We start from the raw sequence: 19,675 nt of genomic DNA, 5'->3' as shown, positions 1-19,675 counted from the left end.
GTCTCGGGCTACCATCCGCGTCGCTCGTTCCTCGCGCCGCTCCCGCCAGCCCCGCCACGCCCTTCGATCCCTCCGCCCCCCTCTCCGCGTCCGCTTCCGGGTCGCCTTCCGCAGGCCGTCCTGGTGGGGGCTCAGGTGGTGATGGCGAGATGGGGGCCGCGCCCGACGGCGGCGTGGCCTCCGTGGTCGTCGCCGAGGCGACCGGGCTCACCACGTGGCCCACGGGGCTTCCCGACGGCGTGCTGCCCGAGGTCGTGTCGACGCCCGCCGGGGGCGGCATGGTCGTGCGGGGGTACCCCGCGCTCGTCGAGGAGGTCGACCCCAAGGGCAAGCCCAGCGTCGCGCTCCGCGTGCTCGCCGACCGGTCGACCCAGGACCGTGCGCACGCGCGCGGCGTCCGGCGCCTGCTGCTCGGGGAGACCGCGCTCCAGACTCCTCGCATCACGAGCCGCTGGACCGGCACGCAGTCGCTGACCATGGCCGCGAGCCCGTACCGGAACACCGAGGCGCTCGTCGCCGACCTGCAGCTCGCGGCCGTCATGGCGCTGACCTCCGGGGCCAAGGCTTCGCAGTACGGGCCGCTGCCCGATGCCGTAGAGATCCGGAGTGCTGACTCGTACACCGCTGCGCGCGAGCTCGTGAAGCGGCACCTCGAGAACGAGGTGCACCAGATCGTCGGGCACGTCGTCGCGGCGCTCACGGCGGCACGGAACCTGGACGGCGAGATCCGGTCGGCCAACAGCCTCGCGCTGCTCAACACGCTCCAGGACGTGCGCGACCAGGTCGCAGGGCTCGTCCACGCGGGCTTCGTGTCGCAGACCCCGGCCCACCGCCTGCCGCACCTGACCCGCTACCTGCGTGCGGCGTCGTACCGGATCGAGAAGGCCGCGACCAACCCGCACCGCGACGCCGAGCTCGCCTGGCGCGTGCACGACGTCGAGGAGGCGTACAGCAAGGCACGTGCGGCCTACGCCGCCGGGCCCGCCGACCCGGCTCGCCTGGCCGAGCTCGACGAGGCGCACTGGCTCATCGAGGAGTTCCGGGTCTCGCTGTTCGCGCAGCAGCTCGGGACCGACGGCCCCGTGAGCGAGAAGCGCATCCGGAAGGTGCTCGCGCCGGGCGGGTGGTAGACAGCCGCGGGAGGGCGGGACCTTCGTCACGACCCCTCGGCCGGAGGTCCCGAACGCCCGTTCTCCGCGGATTCGCTGGCTAGCCTGAAGGGGACGGCCAGGACATGGGACTGGCCGCACCAGCTGCTCTGGAGGGCATCATGCGCACCGTCGTCGTCACCGGCTCCGCCTCGGGCATCGGCAGGGCTCTGAAGGGTCTGCTGGAGGCCGACGGCCATCGCGTCATCGGGGTCGACCTGCGCGACGCCGACGTCACGGTCGACCTGACGACCGACGCGGGCCGGGCCGAGCTCGTCGAGAAGGTCACCGCGCTCAGCGGCGGCACGATCGACGCGGTCGTCGCGAACGCCGGGCTGTCGAACGGCAGCCCCGCGACGCTCGCGGTCAACTACTTCGGTGCGGTCGCGACCCTCGACGGCCTGCGCCCGCTCCTCGCCGGGTCGGACGCACCCCGCGCCGCGGTCACGTGCTCGATGGCGAGCCTCCTGCCCGTCGACGACCGGCTCGTCGAGCTGACCCTCGAGGGCGACGAGGCCGCTGCCCTGGCCCGCGCCGCCGAGCTCACCGAGGCCGGGACGGGCGACATCATCTACGGCAGCAGCAAGGCCGCGGTCGCGCACTGGCTGCGCCGCGCCGCGCCGACCGCCGACTGGGCCGGGGCAGGCATCCCGCTCAACGCGATCGGCCCCGGGATCGTCCAGACGGGCATGACCCGCGAGATGCTCTCGACCGACGAGTCGACCAAGGCCGTCGAGGCCGTCGTCCCCATGCCGCTCGGCGGCATCATGGGCCCCGAGGTCCCCGCCTACCTCCTGCGCTTCCTCGTCTCCCCGGAGAACAGCCACATGTGCGGACAGGTCGTCTTCGTCGACGGCGGTTCGGACGTGGTCTTCCGGAGCGACAAGGTCTGGTGACCTGACCGGCTCACCTCGAGGAGGCGGCCCGACGGCGGAACGTGCGTACCGCCGTCGGGCCGCCTCCTGCACGTCCGGACGAGGGCGGGCGCGCGCGACGTGCGCGAGCATGGGAGGCATGCGCCTCACCGCAGAGCTCGGAGACATCACGACGGTCGACGTCGACGCGATCGTCGACGCCGCGAACTCGTCGCTGCTGGGCGGAGGCGGGGTCGACGGCGCGATCCACGCCGCGGCGGGCCCCCGGTTGCTCGCCGCGTGCCGCGAGCTGCGACGGACGACCCTGCCCCACGGCCTGCCCGTGGGCGAGGCGGTCGCGACCCCGGGCTTCGACCTGCCGGCACGGTGGGTGATCCACACGGTCGGCCCGGACCGCCACCGCGGCCAGACCGATCCGGCGCTCCTCGCCTCGTGCTTCACGACCTCCCTGGACGTCGCCGCCGGGCTCGGTGCCGTCTCGGTCGCGTTCCCGGCCGTGAGCGCGGGCGTCTACGGGTGGGACGCGCACGAGGTGGCTCGCGTCGCGGTGCGCGCGGTGCGCGCGTGGGGAGCCGAGGGCGACCGGGGCATCGAGGCCGTGCGGTTCGTGCTGTTCACCCAGCGACTGCTCGGTGCGTTCGAGGACGCGCTCGCCGCACCTGCGTGACCTGACGACCGCGCAGAGGCCGCTGCAGGGCGAGCCGTCCTCACGAGCCCGTCGGATTGCCGTGCCCTCGTCCTCCCCTCAGAGTGTGAAAATGAACCTCTTCGAGGAGGAGACGGTCCGTGTCCTCGAGCTTCTGCGCTCCGGCACGAGCGTCGCGCTCGTCGGCATGATCGGCAGCGGGCGCAGCGCGGTCGTGCGGGCGGTGGTCACGGAGCTCGAGCGCACCGGGGCATCCGTCGAGCACGTCCGTGGGCACGCAGGGCTGCGGAAGATACCGCTCGCCGCACTCAGGTCTCTCGACCTCGACGCGGTCCAGCGCACCGGAGGACGCCCTCTCGACCTTCTCGACGTCGCCGACGCTCTCTCACGGCGCCTGACGGCCTCGAGCCAGCCCGTGCTCGTCGTCGACGACCTCGAGACGGTGGACCCGGAGAGCCTGACCGTCGTCGACATCGCCCGTGAACGAACCGGCGCAGCGCTGCTCGCTGCGAAACGCCCTCGCACCATGCACGAGACCGACCAGGTGCTGACCCTCCCGCCGGACCAGGTGCGCATCGAGCTGGGAGCGCTGCGTTACGACGACGTCTCGGCGCTCCTGGGGACCACGCTCGACGGACCGGTCGACAGCGGGACGGTCGTCCGGGTCCTGACCTACACCGCTGGGAACCCTCGCCTCGTGGTCTCGGTCGCACTGGCCGCCGCTCGGGACGGTCTCCTGACCCGCTACGCCGACGGGTGGCGCATCTCTGCCCCGGACCTGTGGTCACCGTCGTCGTGCGGGGTCGTCGAGTCGTTGCTGCACGGCCTCGACCGTCCGGCACGGGACGCCGCGCTCCTGCTCGCCGGTCTCGGGACGCAACCGCTCGACACGGTGCTCGACGTGATCGCCCCCAGCGGTCTCGAGCCGCTCGAGGAGCGGGGCCTGCTGGCGTTCGTCGAGGAACCGGACGGCCGGACGACGGCCACCATCACCCCTCCCGTGCTCGTCGACTGCCTGACCTATCGGCGGTCCGAGGTGCCCCGGGCATGGGCCAGGGCGGTCCTCGCGCCTCATGGGGTGACGCCGACCGTCGACCTCCGCAGCGCTCCACGGCGGGACGCGTCCCGCCAGGACGCAGCCCTCGCCCGCTACCACGAGGTCCAGGCGGACGTCCTCGGGAATGCTCGGTGGGCGCAGTGGGAGGAGGAACCGACCGTCGCGAACGCGGAGGCATACCTGTCCGCCGTCTGGGAGGCGTCGCCCGACGCGCGACGCGTCGAAGAGGTCTTCCGAGCCACGGTCGTACCCCCTGACGCGGCCGACGTCGTCGTCCTCACGCGCTACCTGACCCTCGAGGCGCAGTGGGACGGCTACGTCCGTCGCAACCTCTCGGGCGCGCTGGCGCGCCTGCGCGGACATGCCCACGACCGTGCCGACATCGCCCCCGAGCTCGTCGCCTACGATCTGCTGCTGCAGGCCGCGATCGGCCCCATACCCGATGGGTACGTCGAGCTGCTCGGGCCGTACGTCGAGTCGGACGCTCCCCGCGCGCTCCCCGTCAGGGTCCTCGCCTACCTGCACACGCTCGCCCTCGAGCCGGCCGAGGCACGACGCGTCCTGGAGACCGATACCCCTCCGTCGCGCTTCTCCGAGGACTACGACCTCTTCCGGGACGGGCTGCTGTCTCTCGTGCGCGGTCGCTGGGCCGAGGTCGCGACGGTCGCGACCGAGGCCTGGTCGCAGTCACGCAGGGACCTGAACCGCCTCGGGCAGTCCGTCGCCGGGTATGTCGCGTCGCTCGCCCTCTTCGTCACGGGCCGTTGGAACGAGGCGGAGAGCATCATGCACTCGGTCTTCGTGCTCGGTCGGCCCAGCGGCCTCATGAGCCCGCTGCATGCCGGGATGCTGCGGCTCTCGGGTCTCGTCGCGGCGTGCGAAGGCAGGGTCGACGTCGCCGAGTCGCTCGTCACGCACGCGGACCGTCCCCACACGCCGGACGGCCCGGGTCCGACGACGGCGCGCGCGTTCTCCGACGTGGTGCGGGGGGTCGTCGACAAGGACGCCGCACAGGTCACGGCAGCCTTCGCCGCCGTCGCGGACGAGCGCCGCGGACGAGGCCTGACCGCGACGGAGCTTCTCGAGCTCCTCCTCCAGCTCGTGGTCCTGCCCGACGTCACCGGGGTCCGACGCTTCGGCCAGCTCGTCGAGTCCCACGAGCTGGACGAGCTCGTGCCCCTCGCCCGCCTCGCCACGGTCCTCGTCGTCGACGACGGGTTGCCGACCGATGACGAGGTCACCGCGCTGCTGGCCTCCGACCAGAGGTTCGTCGCCGCGTGCCTTGTCGGGCACGCGGCGCGCACGGCGAGAGCAGCGGACGGGGCCCGCGCGGACATGGCGCGAGCGGACGCGCTCGACGAGATCCTGACGCGGTTCGGCCCAGGGAGCGGACCGCACGCCCTGGACGCCACCCACAGGGAGGCATCCCCGTCGCTCCTGACGGACCGCGAGACCGAGGTGGCCCTGCTCGCCACGACGCTGCGCAACCTCGAGATCGCGGAACGGCTCGGTGTCTCGGTGCGTACGGTCGAGAACCACGTGTCGAACGGCATGCGCAAGTCCGGCGCACGGAATCGCGACGACCTGTCTCAGGTGGCAGCGCGTCGGGCTCGTTGAAGGTCGAGAGCGGGGTCCTGGGACCTCGCGGCCGACCGGGCACTGCTCCCGGAGGGCACGCCCGTCCGGAGCACGAAGGAGCCCCGCCCGAGCGGGGCGAGGCTCCTTCGGGGGTGGAGGTCAGCTCTCGGCACCTCGGCGACGGCGGCTCACCAGGGTGAGCGCACCGCCCGTGCCGACCAGGACGAGGAACGTCGCGAACAGGATGCCGGCGGACGTCCCGGTCTCGGCGAGCGATCCGTCGAGCTCGGTCGCCGCAGCCGTCTCCAGGCTCGCGGCCACGCGCACCGTGCTGGCCGGGTCGGCCAGGTCCGCCGAGATCGGGTCGGTGGGTCCCGTCGGTGCGACGGGCGTCACCGGGTCGACCGGTGCGACCGGTGCGGGCGGCTCGACCGGGTCGACCGGGTCGACCGGTGCCGGCGGGAGCGCGGCGAGGTCGATCGCAGCCCAGTCCCACGCCACCGTCTTCTGGTCGAGGTTGCCGAAGCCGATGAGGTAGTGGTCGTTGCCCGTGAGGTTGCCCTCGTCGTCGTAGCCCGAGTTGTCGCGCCCCTTGTAGAAGTGAGGGCTGCCCTGCTCGGTGCCTTCGGCCGAGCCCCAGATCTGCAGGGCGGGGAGCGTCACGACGTCGGTGCCCGCGGGAACGCGGACGAAGACCCTCTGCCCGGGGGTGATCGAGGTGACCGGGCGTCCGGCGGAGTCGACGAGGACCACGCCTGCCGGCAGGGCGGACCCGTCGGTGGTCCGCAGCTCGACGTTCACGTCACCCGCGCCACCGACGAGGGTGACCGTGAAGCCGAAGTCGGTCGACCCGTCCTCGTTGCCCACGTAGCCGTGCGAGACGAACCCGGGCTGAGGGGCGATCCACGTGGTGTTGATCGCCTGCTCGATGAGCCACGCGGCTCCGTGCAGAGTCGCGAGGCGGTCGCTCATCCCGTTGTACTGCCAGCCGCTGCCCGTCTCGGCGTCGAACTGCTGGAGGGCGTAGTCGCTGAGGGACACGCTGCCGTCCTCGCCGACCACGAAGAACAGTCCCATGACGTCGTGGCCGGTCGAGAAGTACCACACCGCGAACTGCGTGGCCTCGTACGCGATGAACTCGTCGTAGCGCTCGTGGCTCGCTGCGATCTCCTCGGGGGTGTATCCGTTCTCCTCGGTCATCCACTCGCTGTCGGGGTAGGCGATCGTGACGCCGGCCCGCTCGAGGAACGCGCGCGCGTCGGCGACGCGGGCGTCCCAGTCGACCCCGCCCTTGAAGCCGTTGCCGAGCACCGTCTGCTGCCCGGCCGTGTTGGACCAGTGGATGCCGTCGGCGTCGGGTGACGCCGTCTCGCCGTTCCACGCGTGGTACCAGTAGTCGGCGATGTCCCGGTCGTAGACCATCTGGGTCGAACCGTCCTCGTGGACGATCTCGTGGTGCAGGATGTGCAGCTGCGGCTGGCCGTACCAGCCGGCCCAGTCACGCCCCGAGCCGCCTTCCTCGGGCTCCGTGAAGTACCAGTAGTCGCACGAGAAGCCGTGCTCACCGCCGTCGTGCCAGTGCGGGGAGTAGCTCGGGTCGGGGTACGACGCGGGCATCGCGTCCGACGCCGTGACCGGCGCCGACGCGGCCGCGGGCGCGGGCGCGGAGATCGGCGGGACGGTCGACGCGGTGTCGTGCTCGTCGACGAGAGTGCCTTCAGCATCGGGGCTGGCGTCGCCGAGCGACCCGTCCGCGTCACCCGAGGCCCCGGTGAGCGTCTCGTCCGTTCCCACGGGACCGGCGTCGGGATCCGACGCGTCCGCGGCGGGACCGGAGGGGATCTCGGGGGCGACCAGGCCGCTCTCCGGCGTGCCGTCGGCTCGTTCGAGGGAGCCGGTCGCAGGTCCGGGGTCCGCCTCGAGCGCGGCCTCGAGGACCGCCACGGACTCGGGGGTCAGGTGAGCGTCCTCGGCGCCGTCGACGGCGAACGCTGCGGTCGGGCTGACCGTGACAGCCAGGGTCAGGACGCCGATCGCCGAGACCGCGGTGCGTGATCTCCAGGTGGCCTTGCTCATGTGCTCGTTCCTCTCGTCGTTCCTCGGGGGGCCTCCTGCCTGTTGGCGGAGCGCCCATGTCCCGGGTGATCGTTCGATCGGGACGGGCCGAGTGCGGCGGGACGACCTTCGGGGTCGGGCTGGTGGTGCCGGCCTCCGCCATGCACAGAACGCTAGGAGCCGCTCCTGGCGCTGAGTCCGCGGGGTGCGACGAACGGGGGCGCCACCCGGTGGGGAAGTCCGTTTCGTCGCGAAGGTTTCACCCACGCTAGGTGCTGATCGAAGGTCGCCTAGGTGGTGCACGGTCGCGAGGTCGTGCACGCGTCGGCGGGGCGCGCGCACCCGACCGAACCGGACTCGTCGCGGGGCCACCCGCGGGCCCCGGGCGACCTTTACCAACTTGTGATTTTCGAAGTATCAGATACTTGCTTTCCTCCCCCTCTCCGCCGTTGCTAGCGTCGACGGTGATTTACCTGATACTCGGAGTCGCACCAAGGTGATGGGCGCTCCGTGATCAGACCGGCAACGAGGCCGGCCACGAGAGGACCCTCGCACATGACAACCCACGCTCTCCCGCGCCCTTCGCGCGCGCACTCAGCCCTGACCATCGGCGCCCTGGTCGCGTTGGCGCTCGCCGTCGTCGTGCTCGTCGCCTATCTCCTCGTCTTCAACGGCAAGGTGGCCGACGGCGCCACGCGCCTCGACGACGGAGCCTCACGTCTCGAAGCGGGCGCAGCCGAGCTGGCCGACGGCGCGACCCGCGCCGAGGACGGCGCGGGCAAGGTCGCCGACGGCTCGAAGGCACTCGAGGACGGGGCGAAGACCCTCTCCGCGGGTGCGACCCAGGCCTCGAGCGGCGCCGAGCAGCTCGCGGCTGGCGGGGTCACCGCGCTCGACGGTGCCGCACAGCTCGCTGCGGGCGCCGACGAGCTCAACGCCGGCGCGGCGAAGCTCGCCCCCGGAGCGGCCGACGCGTCCACCGGAGCGAACAAGCTGGCCGCGGGCGCCAAGGAGCTCGACGCAGGCCTCACCGGGCGACTCGCCCCCGGCGCCGCCAAGGTGGCGGACGGCGCAGCCCAGCTGTACGCCGGGTCCGGGGACCTGAGCGCGGGCCTCACCACCAGGCTCGCCCCCGGCGCAGCCCAGCTGCACTCCGGGTCCGGAGTGCTGAGCAGCAAGCTGACGAGCGAGCTCGCCCCCGGAGCGGCAGAACTCGCACTCGGAGCGTCGGATCTCTCGACCGGCGCCGCGGGAGCGGCCACGAAGAGCGGCACGCTGGCCTCCGGGGCCCGCGACGTCTCCGACGGCGTGAATGCTCTTGCCGGGGGAACTTCCTCCCTTGCTGCCGGCGCCTCACGCCTTCACGACGGCGCGAGCACCCTCTCCACAGGGCTGGACCAGGCCGCGGGTTCTGCGAAGGCACTCAAGGAGGGGGCAGCAGGGACAGCCGCAGGGGCCGCTTCCGTGGAGGCTGGTACCGCTGACCTCGCGGGCGACATCGCCGCACTGGCCGCTTCGGTGCCGTCGGACTCGCCCTTCAAGGCAGAGCTCGATCGCCTTGCGGGCACTGCCGGGGGGCTCTCGACAGCAGCGTCGTCGGTCGAGGACGGGGCAGCGGCGGTCGCCACCGGGACAGCCCAGCTCCACGGTGGCCTCGCGGCCGAGAAGGGGCTCGTGAACGGAGCCCGTGCCCTGGTGGCGGGTTCCGCTGACGTCAGGTCCGGGAGCGCCCAGCTCGATCAGGGCGTCAGCTCGCTGAGCATCGGGGCCAAGAAGGTCGCCGATGGGGCCGCACAGCTGTCCACCGGCCTGGGCGATCTCTCGACCGGGGCCGCACGAGTCCAGGCCGGCTCACAGCGTGTCGCCACCGGCGCCCAGGATGCTGCCACCGGCGCGACGAAGATCAAGGTCGGTCTCGACGAGCTCGCCCCGGGCATCGTCAAGGCCGCGGGAGGCGCGACCGAGATCAACACCGGACTCGGCGCCCTCGCCCCGGGTGCGGCTGAGGTCTCGGTCGGTGCGACCGACGCGGCAAAGGGATCGCAGAAGCTCGCGACCGGCGCCACGACGCTCGCCGCGGGCAACGCCAAGCTCGCCACGGGCGCCCGTGACCTCTTCGCGGGCACGACCAAGCTCGAGGACGGCTCGCTCTCGCTGCACACCGGCATCACGACGCTGTCGAACGGCGCCACGACGCTCGCCGCGGGCAACGCCGCGCTCGCCGAGGGCGCGGGCACGCTGCACGCCGGGACCACGACGCTGGCCGACGGTGCGGGCGACCTCGCCGAGGGCAGCTCGACGCTCGCGGACGGCGCCGGAACGCTCGCCGACGGGACCGTCGAGATCTCGGACGGCACGGCCAAGATGAAGTCGGACGTCGAGAACAGCCCCGCGGGCAAGCTCTCGCTGGGCGCCTCGGCTGTCGTGGGCGGCGGCCTGCTCGCCGGAGTGTTCGGCGTCGGACTGGGACTGCGCCGCCGGCTCACCATCTGAGTACCGGCTGACCAGCGCGATCCCGCGCGGCGCCTTCACAGTCGACGGTGACGCCGCGCATCTCGAGGGTGGCGGGGCCGTGTCCATGACCTGGACGCGGCTCCCGCCGCCCTCGCTCTACGTCACCGGACGGGGGCGGCACAACAGGTTGCCGAACGGACGTGTACTTGCCAAGTGGGAAAGTAGATGCTTCGATGGATCCATGAGCCACGACGCACTCTCTCCTGCCGCCCCGACCCCCCAGGAAGCCGCCGCGGTGCTGGCCCGCGCGGAGTCCAGCACCCGCCTGACCCAGCTGCGCGGCGCCCGCTGGGTCCGGACCTACCTCCTGGGATGGGGGCTGGGCAGCGTCGGCCTCGTGCTCGCGATCGGCATGGGCGGGCGGGTCGGGTTCTTCGTCGGCATGGCGGCCTGGGCAGCACTGGTCACGATCGGCGTGACCTGGGCGTCGCGTCAGGGCTTCCTGGCACGGGGGTCGCGCCGGCGCCTCGCCGTGGCCCCGGCGGCATGGGCCGTCGTCTACGGCGCGACGCTCGTCATCGGCCTCCCCGGCCAGGCGGGCAACCTCGCCTACTGGCTGCCCGCGGCACTGGTCTCCGCCGTACCGATGGTCGTCGTCGCCCTCTGGCCGCGCCGCGAGGAGCAGGCAGCATGACCGAGGCTCACCCCCGCCACCGGCTCGACGACGTCATCCACTCGCCCGTCCGCCTCTCGGTCGTCGCGGCGCTCGCCGGGGTCGAGAAGGCCGACTTCAAGTCCCTGCGCGACGCGATCGAGGTGTCCGACTCGGCTCTCTCCAAGCAGCTCACGGTGCTCGAGGAGGCCGGCTACGTCGAGATCAGCAAGGACCGTGTCGGCCGTCGACCACGAACCTGGGCGTCGCTCACACCTGCGGGCCGCACCGCGTTGACCAGCCACCTCCAGGCGCTGCGCGCGATCGCCGAGCAGCAGCTCCCTCCGGTCGCCGACGCCTGATCCACAGGACCTGTGGACAGGAGCCGTGCACAGGCCCCTCGGCCGGAGCGCGCTCCACAGGACCACGCCCCTCACGCGCCGCGCGTGGGTGCCGTGCGCAAGAGTGGGGCCATGACCACGACCGAGGCCACGTCCCCCGAAGCCCCCTCGCCCGCTCCGCTCGCGGCGCCCGCCGACGCGCCCGGCCCCGCGCAGGGCGCCCGCTGCTTCGGGGACGGCGACCCGCTCTACGAGGAGTACCACGACACCGAGTGGGGCATCCCGGTCCACGGGGACGAGGCTCTGTTCGAGCGGCTGGCCCTCGAAGCCTTCCAGTCGGGGCTCGCCTGGATCACGGTCCTGCGCAAGCGCCCGGCATTCCGCGCGGCGTTCGCGGGCTTCGACCCCGAGGTCGTCGCACGCTTCACCGAGGAGGACGTCGAGCGGCTGCTCCAGGACGCGTCGATCATCCGCAACCGGATGAAGATCGAGGCGACCATCTCCAACGCCCGCGCCCTGCTCGCGCTGCACGAGCAGGGCCGGACGCTCGACGAGCTGGTCTGGTCGTTCGCCCCGGGCGGCTCACGCGCACCCGAGGGCGGCACCCCCCTCGACCGCCCTCGCCCCGCGACGTTCGCGGACCTCGCGGCCAGCACCCCCGAGTCGGTCGCCCTGGCCAAGGCTCTCAAGAAGGAGGGCTTCAAGTTCATCGGCCCCACGACCGCCTACGCAGCCATGCAGGCGTGCGGGCTCGTCGACGACCACCTGGCCACGTGCCCGGTCGTCACCTCGCGCCGAGACACGGTTCGGGGTCACTTGCTATAGCAGAAGAGTTCCACTCCGTGAGATGAGGTGCGATCATGAGGACCATGTCCTCGTACGTCAGCGTCCTCGACCTCTTCTCGGTCGGCATCGGACCCTCGAGCTCGCACACCGTCGGCCCCATGCGGGCGGGCACCACGTTCGCGCGCGAGCTCGAGCAACGCGCCGTGCTGGACCGTGTCGCCGCGGTCAAGGTCGTGCTGTGCGGGTCGCTCGGCGCGACGGGGATCGGCCACGGGACACCGGACGCCGTGGTCGCCGGCCTGCGCGGGCTCGACCCGGAGACGTGCGACCCCGACGAGGTGCCCGGGAGCTGGGAGCGCCTGGGCGACGGCCACGAGGTCCGCATCCTCGGTCGCCGGGCCGTGACCATGTCGAGCACCGACGTCCGGCTGGCCCCGCTCACCCGCCTGCCCGGCCACCCCAACGGGATGCGGTTCACGGCACTGGACGCGGCCGGCGACGTCGTGGCCGAGCAGGTGTACTACTCGGTCGGGGGCGGGTTCGTGCTCACCGAGCAGGACCTCGAGGCCGCCGCCGCGAACGAGGAGGCCCAGCACGCAGCCGAGCTCGCGGGCGCCCCGATCGACCCGGCCACCGAGCCCTCGGACGTCCCGCACCCGTTTGCCAACGCTGCCGAGCTCCTGGCGTCCTGCACGCTCGAGGGTCGCTCGATCGCCGAGACCGCGTGGGAGAACGAGGTCTCCCTGCGTCCCGCGTCGGAGGTCGGGGCGGGGCTCGACCGGATCTGGCGGACCATGAGCGAGTGCGTCGACGCGGGCCTGGACCGCCGAGGGATGCTTCCGGGGAGACTCAAGGTCCGCCGTCGGGCCCGGGCGCAGCGCGAGAAGCTGGAGGCTGCTGAAGCCGCGAGCGGGGCGGCCGCACACAACGACCACTCGATCGAGTGGCTCCAGGCCTTCGCCATGGCCGTCAACGAGGAGAACGCCGACGCCCGCCGCGTCGTCACGGCCCCCACCAACGGGGCCGCGGGCATCCTGCCCGCCGTCGGCCGCCACTTCCTGCGGATCCACCCGGACCTCGCCGCCGACGAGGACGCCACGCGCCAGGCCATGCGCACGTTCCTGCTCACGGCAGGCGCGATCGGCGCGCTCTACAAGCGCAACGCCTCGATCTCGGGGGCGGAGGCCGGCTGCCAGGGCGAGGTCGGCTCGGCCTGCTCCATGGCAGCGGGCGCCTTCTGTGCGGTGCTCGGTGGCACCCCGGCGCAGGTGGAGAACGCCGCGGAGATCGCGATGGAGCACAACCTCGGTCTCACGTGCGACCCGGTCGGCGGACTCGTCCAGGTCCCGTGCATCGAGCGCAACGCGATCGCGGCCTGCACCGCGGTCTCGGCGGCCAAGCTGGCCCTCCAGGGAGACGGCGCGCACGTCGTCTCGCTCGACACGGTCATCGAGACCATGCGCCAGACGGGGCTCGACATGTCGACCAAGTACAAGGAGACGTCGACGGGTGGCCTCGCGGTCAACGTCATCGAGTGCTGAAAGCGGTCCGTGTGACCGAGTGCTGAAAGCGGTCCGTGTGATCGAGTGCTGAAGGCGGTCCGGCTGAACGAGCGCAGAGAGCGGTCCGGCCGCCGGCCCCGCAGAATCCGCGCCGGCGTCCCAGCGCGCCGAGCACGCCCGCCTGACATGATGGCGAGATGTCCGGCTCGTCCCCCGATCGAGCGCGCCCCGCGCCGCGGCCGCGCTTCTCGCCGCGCGCTCTGGTCGCGCCCCTGACCTCCGGCGCGACGGTCCGGGCGGGGGTCTTCCTGGTCGTGGGCGGCGTGGTCGCCGGAGCGTACGGGCTGCTCGGCGCGGGGTTCGTGCAGATGTTCGCCGAGCCACCCACCGCGACCCCCACGACTGTCGTGCTCGCGATCGTCGCGACCACCCTTGCCGCCGTGCCCCCTTTCCTCGCCCCGGTCCGTGCGGTCGAGGTCCTCGCGGTACGCACCCTGCTCGACGTCGACGTCCCGGTCCCGTCGGGCCGCCCCGGCCCGGCAGCCAGGTGGCGCGGTGCGGCCTGGTTCGCGCTCCACCTGCTGCTCGGTCTCGTCGCGGTCGTCGTGTTGCTGGCCGTGGTCCCGCTCGTGCTCGACCTCGTGCTCTCGGTGCTCGGCGCGCCGTTCGTCGACCCCGGGTGGCTACCGGGGGTGCTGGAGGGCGAGGCGGCGCGCATCGCGCTCGCGCTGCTCGTGCTCCTCGCCCTGCCGTACGCGGTCGTCGGGGCGCGCGCGGTGCTGCGGTCCGCGGCACCCCTGCTGCTGGGCCCCGACCAGAGCGAGCGGATCGCCGAGCTCGAGGCGCAGGCCGCGCGCCTGACCGCGCGCAACCGCCTCGCTCGCGACGTGCACGACGGCGTCGGTCACGCCCTGACGATCACCGTGCTCCAGGCCGCGGCGGCGACCCGCACGCTGGAGACCGACCCGCGGGCCTCACGTCGCGCGCTCGAGGCCATCGAGGAGACGGGCCGCCACGCCCTGGCCGAGCTCGACGACCTGCTGCGCCGCCTGCGTGACCCCGGGAGCGAGGCGTCCGCCGAGCACGACGACGACGTCGCGATGCTCGTCCGCCACGCGCGCGCCGCGGGAGCCCACGTCACGCTGCGTCTCGTGGGCGAAGTGGGCCGGGCGCCGCTCACCGTGACCCGCGAGATCTACCGGATCGCCCAGGAGTCGCTCACCAACGCCCTGCGGCACGCGCCGGGCGCGCCGATCCACGTCCGGGTGGTCCGCGCGGACGACCTCCGGATCGAGGTCCGGCACCCGTGGTCGCCCCCGCCGGGCGGGGCATCGGTGCGACGGGGCCGCGGGCTGCCGGGCATGCAGGAGCGCGTGACCGCCCTCGGCGGCACGCTCTTCGCGGGGCCCGACGGCGGAGCGTGGGTCGTGCGCGCATCGCTGCCTCTCGGCGTTCCCGAGGCCGCGTCGGACGAGGTGACCCCGTGAGGCCGGCGGACCCCGACGTGCCCGGGCGGGCAGGGGCCGGTGACGTGCCGGCCGGACCCGCGAGGGTCCTGCGCGTCCTCGTCGTCGACGACGAGCCGCTCGTCCGGGTGGGCCTGCGCGTGATCCTCGATGCCGAGCCCGACATCGAGGTCGTCGGGGAGGCTGCGGACGGTGCGGACGTGCCAGGTGCCGTCGAGGCGACCCGGCCCGACGTCGTGCTGCTCGACGTCCGCATGCCGCGGGTCGACGGGATCGCCGCGACCCGCGCGATCGTGGCCCGTGCCCCCGCGCCCAGGGTCCTCGTCATGACGACGTTCGAGAACGACGACCACGTGCTCGACGCACTGCGCGCGGGAGCGCACGGCTTTCTCCTCAAGCGGACCCGCCCCGAGGACCTGGCCCAGGCCGTGCGGGTCGTGGCCCACGGGGAGTCGCTCCTCTTCCCCGACGCGGTGCGACGGATCGCGACCGCTCACCCGGCGCGGGGCGATGCCCTGCGCTCGGCCCGGCTCACCGAGCGCGAGGGCGACGTGCTGCGCCTCATGGCCACCGGGAGGTCCAACCAGGAGATCGCCGGCGAGCTGTTCCTCGGGGTCGAGACCGTCCGCACCCACGTGGGCAACCTGCTCGCCAAGCTCGGCGTCCGCGACCGCACGCAGGCCGTCGTCGCGGCCTACGAGTCGGGCTTCGTGCGACCGAGCCCCTGAGGCGGGTTCGAGAGGATCGTCGAACCCGTGCAGGCATCCCGTACGTCGGCGAGGATGGTTCAGAGCCCCACGACACGATTCCAGGAGGCGACACCATGACGAAGTACCTGATCACCTTCCCGAGCGCCGCGATGGTCGTTCCCGACGACGAGCTGCCTGCCGTCTCGGACGCGTCCCGCGCCGTCGTCGAGGAGGCGAAGCAAGCCGGGGTCTGGGTGTTCGGCGCGGCGATCGACGAGGGCGTCGCCCCCGTCCTGGTCGACGGGGACGGCACGGTGACCGAGGGCACGTACCCGCAGACCGAGCAGCTCGACGGCGGCTTCTGCGTCCTGGAGGTGCCGACGCGCGAGGCGGCGCTGGCCTGGGCCACGAAGCTCGCGGTCGCCTGCCGGTGCGCGCAGGAGGTGCGCGCCTTCCACTACGACCCCGCCAGCTGACGAGGTCGTCGTCCGACGACTCCTCGACGACGTCCCGATCGTTCACCCGTACGGGGGAACCCGCTCACCGGTGCGGGTGATCTCCTCCTGGCCGCGCGCCGGGAGCCTGGAGAGACAGCCCGCCGGACCGCCCGGCGGCCGTCACCTCGGGAGACACCATGGACGACACCGACCTCACGACCGGCACGACCAGCACGACCACGACGTCAGCACCACCCCTGCGCAACACCCCCGGTCACACCGGCTCACAGCCGAACCGCACACCGCCCCCTCCCCGGGGCGCCCCGCGATGGCCACGGTGGGTCCCGGGGCTCACGGTCGCGTGGTGGCTCGCAGGAGCGGTCACGGCCCTCACTGCCGTTCTCACCGGTCGTCACCTGCCCGTCGGGGCCTCGACGCCCGAGGCCGCAGGGACGATCGTCGACTCCGTCCCGAGCGACAGCCTGACCGCGGTGCTCGCCATCCTGGGACTGGTCGGGGCGGCGCACGCCGCCTGGATGACGTCGCGTGCCGGACGCCCGGCGACGCGCCGCGTGCGCGCCGCAGCGGTGACGGTCTCCGGGCTCGTCGTGGCCCTCGGTGTCGCGTTCGCCGACACCAGCCTTCTCGCCCGCATGGGGTATCTCCCGGTGGTGCTCGTCCGGGCCCCGTTCGACCCGGAGCTCGCGGGGGCCTTCGACCAGTACGTCGCGCCCGCGTTCCTGCTCCAGCTCGGCGTGCTGGCCGCCCTGGTCCTCCTCGCGGTCACGACCGTCCTGTTCGTCCGGCGCAGCAGCGGGGCGTGCGCGGTCTGCGGCCGCCGGGACGCCTCGGCCGACCACCACGCACCGGCACCCGCCGGGGAGACCTCCGCGACGCCGTCGGGCATCGTGGCCTGGGGACTGCCCGCCGCGATCGTCGCGGCGACCATCCCGTGCCTGTACGCCCTCACGCGGCTGATCTGGGTCCTGGGGTACCCGCTCGGGCTCGACCCCGAGATGTACGAGCAGGACGCCGGCAGGCTGGTCGCCCCCGCGGTGGGGCTCGGGCTGTTCGCCGTGGTCGGCGCCGTGCTGACCCTCGGCCTCGTGCAACGGTGGGGAGAGGTCTTCCCGCGCTGGATCCCGGGCCTGGCCGGGCGACGGGTCCCCGTCGCGCTGGCGGTCGTCCCCGCCTCGGTGGTCGCGGTCGCGATCCTCCCGGCCGGGCTCTCGATGATCAAGGGTCTGCTGGAGATGTCGACGCCCGAGCTCCTGGCCAACTGGGCGGCGTTCGGTCCTGGCGTGCTCTGGCCTCTGTGGAGCGTCGCGCTCGGTGTCGCGACGGCCGCGTACGCGACCCGGCGCCGAGGCACCTGCCGGCTGTGCGGTCGTTCGCCCTCGACGATCACGCCCCGCGTCGCCCGATGAACCGGGCCCCCGTGTGCCAAGGTGGGAGACCAGCACCTTCGACGATCGGACCCCATGCACCAGGAGCACCTGCCGTCCCCGACCCCTCCGGTCCAGCACCTGCACCTCTCGGCGCGTCTCGAGGACCGGATCCGTGCGGCTGCTGTGCGATTCCTCCGGTCGCGGGGGTGGACCCCGCGGATCGAGCCGTACGTCGGCTACGGCACCGAGGGCTCGGTGCGCGTGCTGGCGCGCGTGCTGCTGAGTCGTCCGCACCGCCGCGCGGACCTGGTCTGGAACCGGCGCGGGTGGCGCAACTACCTCACGGTCTCGGCTCCCGGCGAGGTGGTGCGCGCGTCCGTGACGCGAACGGGGGCCGCGGGGCGCGACGAGCGTCTCGTCGTGGACCTCGCGGCCGACCGGGACGGCTACGTCGACGGGATGCTCGACGTCGCGCTCGAGCCCGGCTGGCACGACGTGCAGCTCGCGACCGCGAGCGGGGCCGTCGCGACGTCGCGGGTCTTCGTGGTCGGTCCCGGTCGGCGCCTGGGAGTCATCAGCGACATCGACGACACGGTCATGATCACCATGGTCCCGAGCCTGCTGCGCGCGGTGTGGAACACGTTCGGGCTGCATGCGAGCGAGCGGCGACCCGTCCCCGGCATGGCCGACCTGTACCACGGCATCGCCTCTGTACATCCGGAGGCTCCCTTCGTGTACTTGTCGAACGGTGCATGGAACACCGCGGGAAACCTGGAACGCTTCCTCGACCGCAACGGCTTCCCGCCCGGGACCCTGCTCCTCACCGACTGGGGGCCCACGGCCACGGGCTGGTTCCGCAGCGGCCAGGAGCACAAGGGCAACGCGATCGACCGGCTCGTGCGCGAGCTGCCCGACGTCGGCTGGCTCCTCCTCGGCGACGACGGCCAGCACGACCCAGAGATCTACGCCGCCGCGGCGCGCAGGCACCCGCAGCACGTGGCCGCGATCGGCATCCGGCAGCTCAGCCCCACCCAGAGGCTGCTCGCGCACGAGCCGCCCGCGCCGTCGGGCAGGAACGGCGCGGCGGGCCGTAGCGGGACGGGCACGCCCGGCTCGCGCCGTACCCGGCGCCCCGCGCACGGCGTCCCCACGGCAGGAGGGCCCGACGGCGCAGCGCTCGCCCGGGCGCTCGGGCGCGCCCTGCGCTGAGGTCGGCCCGCGCTCGACGCGTGCTGCACCGCCTCCTGTGGCCCCTGTCGAGCGGCCGGGCCACGGGGTTCGCCCACGAGGCGCACAGGGTCCGGGCACCTGACCGGTTGGCCCCGTTCGTCACGGGATGATTCCCTGGACACATGACGGACGACCAGGAGCGACGAGGCCCCGCAGGTAGCCAGGACCCCACCGAACCGATCAGACCCGGCTTCCCGGCGCCGGGCGGTCTCACCGGGGGCAGCGTCCCGCCGGCCGAGCCCATCCCGAACGCACCCGACCCGTTCTCCCCGACCGGCGCACCGACCACTCCGCCCCCCGGCGGGCCGGGTGAGCCGCCGCCCGGAGGCCCGGGCGAGACCCCCTCGGGGAACCGTGCATGGTGGTGGGCGCTCGGAGGGCTAGTCCTCCTCGCGATCGTCGCCGTCACGGTCTGGCTCGCGACCCGGGGCGACGCGGGGGGCGACGACGGCGCCTCCCCCGGCGCGACGCCGTCGGGCACCGTGACCTCCGAGGCCCCCTCGGAGGAGCCCAGCCCCGAGCCCACGACCGAGGTGACCACTCCCCCCGCCACGGGCTGCACGCCCACCGAGGGCGGCACGCCCGCCGGCGCGAGCACGCACGAGATCATCGACGTCGACTTCGACGGGCGCCCCGACACCGCGTGGCTGACCACGGGTGCGGACCGGCGCTTCGGGATCACGACCGCCTCCGGGGCGACGTTCTCCGCCCCCGTGACGACCGCGAGCCCCGTCCCGGCGAGCGCGGTCGTCAACCTCGTCGCGGCGGGCGACGGCGAAGCGCCCATCGCACTGGTCGACGTCGGCCGCGAGGTCCTGCTGTACTCGGTCGCGAACTGCGCCGTGAACGTCACGCAGAACGCGCAGGACGAGCCATACACGTTCGACAAGGGGTTCAGCGGGTTCGGTACAGGAGTCGGGTGCACGGCCGTGGACGGCGTGCTGCACCTGGCCGGGCTCAACGCGATGTCGAACGACGGCTCGACCTACACCGTCGCGCGGACGTTCGTCGACCTCGACGAGTCCGCTCGCCGGGCCACAAACGGTCAGACCGAGACCGTCGCCGAGGGGGTCCCGGCGAGCGACCCGGTCGTCGTGACGGCCCAGGAGACGAGCTGCGGCGACCTCGTCGCGGGCGGCGCCGACCCCGGGGGTCCGGTCGAGCCGCAGGGCTGAGCATCGTCGAGAACCCCGAGGGGCCCGTCATCCAGAGGATGACGGGCCCCTCGGGGTTCTGCGACGGCTGCGCTCAGGCCTGCGGGGCCAGTGCGGCGATCATCGGGTCGTCCTTCTCGATCATGCCCATCTTCGCCGCACCACCCGGCGACCCCAGGTCGTCGAAGAACTCCACGTTCGCCCGGTAGTAGTCACT

16 protein-coding genes and 1 pseudogene are annotated in these 19,675 nt (G+C 73.3%); 15 read left to right on the top strand and 2 right to left on the bottom strand.

Going from position 1 to position 19,675, the window contains the following annotated elements:
* Positions 1 to 149 precede the first annotated feature (149 nt).
* From OERS_RS18715 to OERS_RS18700, 4 genes are all read left to right on the top strand, one after another.
* Complete coding sequence (locus OERS_RS18715; RefSeq protein ID WP_068627564.1) at positions 150 to 1,130, top strand: DUF3418 domain-containing protein; 981 nt, start codon at positions 150 to 152, stop codon at positions 1,128 to 1,130.
* Between the two features lie 140 nt (positions 1,131 to 1,270).
* Entirely contained in the window at positions 1,271 to 2,044 is a 774-nt protein-coding gene (locus OERS_RS18710; protein ID WP_056764271.1) for an SDR family oxidoreductase, read from the top strand.
* Positions 2,045 to 2,162: 118 nt separating this feature from the next.
* Positions 2,163 to 2,690 carry an O-acetyl-ADP-ribose deacetylase gene (locus OERS_RS18705; RefSeq protein ID WP_068627567.1) on the top strand — a complete coding sequence of 176 codons (528 nt, stop codon included), beginning with the start codon at positions 2,163 to 2,165 and terminating at the stop codon, positions 2,688 to 2,690.
* A gap of 91 nt (positions 2,691 to 2,781) precedes the next feature.
* Positions 2,782 to 5,343, top strand: coding sequence for a helix-turn-helix transcriptional regulator (locus OERS_RS18700; protein WP_068627563.1), 2,562 nt, complete (start codon positions 2,782 to 2,784; stop codon positions 5,341 to 5,343).
* A 120-nt stretch (positions 5,344 to 5,463) separates the two neighbouring features.
* Here the strand turns inward: OERS_RS18700 and OERS_RS22325 are convergent, their stop codons facing one another.
* The gene (locus tag OERS_RS22325; RefSeq protein ID WP_068627562.1) at positions 5,464 to 7,380 is read right to left on the bottom strand and encodes a hypothetical protein; all 1,917 of its coding nucleotides are present in this window, start codon (positions 7,378 to 7,380) and stop codon (positions 5,464 to 5,466) included.
* Positions 7,381 to 7,914: 534 nt separating this feature from the next.
* Here OERS_RS22325 and OERS_RS22320 point away from each other — a divergent pair.
* From OERS_RS22320 to OERS_RS18640, 11 genes are all read left to right on the top strand, one after another.
* Positions 7,915 to 9,852: a YhgE/Pip domain-containing protein gene (locus OERS_RS22320; protein WP_068627561.1), complete on the top strand. Its 1,938-nt coding sequence runs from the start codon at positions 7,915 to 7,917 to the stop codon at positions 9,850 to 9,852.
* A gap of 202 nt (positions 9,853 to 10,054) precedes the next feature.
* Positions 10,055 to 10,507, top strand: coding sequence for a hypothetical protein (locus OERS_RS18685; protein WP_068627560.1), 453 nt, complete (start codon positions 10,055 to 10,057; stop codon positions 10,505 to 10,507).
* Positions 10,504 to 10,827, top strand: a complete 324-nt coding sequence (locus tag OERS_RS18680) for a winged helix-turn-helix domain-containing protein (RefSeq protein ID WP_068627559.1) — start codon at positions 10,504 to 10,506, stop codon at positions 10,825 to 10,827. Before OERS_RS18685 ends, OERS_RS18680 begins: the two co-directional genes overlap by 4 nt.
* A gap of 111 nt (positions 10,828 to 10,938) precedes the next feature.
* A complete protein-coding gene (locus OERS_RS18675) occupies positions 10,939 to 11,631 on the top strand; it encodes a DNA-3-methyladenine glycosylase I (protein WP_068627558.1) in 693 nt (230 codons plus the stop codon).
* 44 nt (positions 11,632 to 11,675) lie between these two features.
* A complete protein-coding gene (locus OERS_RS18670; protein ID WP_068627557.1) occupies positions 11,676 to 13,133 on the top strand; it encodes an L-serine ammonia-lyase in 1,458 nt (485 codons plus the stop codon).
* A 158-nt stretch (positions 13,134 to 13,291) separates the two neighbouring features.
* Positions 13,292 to 14,581 (top strand): sensor histidine kinase, encoded by a 1,290-nt coding sequence (locus OERS_RS18665; RefSeq protein ID WP_068627556.1) that lies wholly within the window; start codon positions 13,292 to 13,294, stop codon positions 14,579 to 14,581.
* A 44-nt stretch (positions 14,582 to 14,625) separates the two neighbouring features.
* Positions 14,626 to 15,288, top strand: coding sequence for a response regulator (locus tag OERS_RS18660; RefSeq protein WP_068627566.1), 663 nt, complete (start codon positions 14,626 to 14,628; stop codon positions 15,286 to 15,288).
* A gap of 95 nt (positions 15,289 to 15,383) precedes the next feature.
* On the top strand, positions 15,384 to 15,725 hold the full coding sequence (locus OERS_RS18655) for a YciI family protein (protein ID WP_056764262.1): 342 nt from the start codon (positions 15,384 to 15,386) through the stop codon (positions 15,723 to 15,725).
* Positions 15,726 to 15,883: 158 nt separating this feature from the next.
* The gene (locus tag OERS_RS18650; protein ID WP_068627555.1) at positions 15,884 to 17,113 is read left to right on the top strand and encodes a hypothetical protein; all 1,230 of its coding nucleotides are present in this window, start codon (positions 15,884 to 15,886) and stop codon (positions 17,111 to 17,113) included.
* 54 nt (positions 17,114 to 17,167) lie between these two features.
* The gene (locus OERS_RS18645; protein ID WP_231907813.1) at positions 17,168 to 18,283 is read left to right on the top strand and encodes an App1 family protein; all 1,116 of its coding nucleotides are present in this window, start codon (positions 17,168 to 17,170) and stop codon (positions 18,281 to 18,283) included.
* A 143-nt stretch (positions 18,284 to 18,426) separates the two neighbouring features.
* On the top strand, positions 18,427 to 19,479 hold the full coding sequence (locus OERS_RS18640) for a hypothetical protein (protein ID WP_068627554.1): 1,053 nt from the start codon (positions 18,427 to 18,429) through the stop codon (positions 19,477 to 19,479).
* A gap of 73 nt (positions 19,480 to 19,552) precedes the next feature.
* Here the strand turns inward: OERS_RS18640 and OERS_RS18635 are convergent.
* Positions 19,553 to 19,675 (bottom strand): annotated as a pseudogene (locus tag OERS_RS18635) (ferredoxin); the annotation flags it as partial.

The sequence above is a fragment of the Oerskovia enterophila genome (assembly GCF_001692445.1).
Classification (GTDB): domain Bacteria; phylum Actinomycetota; class Actinomycetes; order Actinomycetales; family Cellulomonadaceae; genus Oerskovia; species Oerskovia enterophila.
This window is presented reverse-complemented; position numbering and strand designations above follow the sequence as displayed.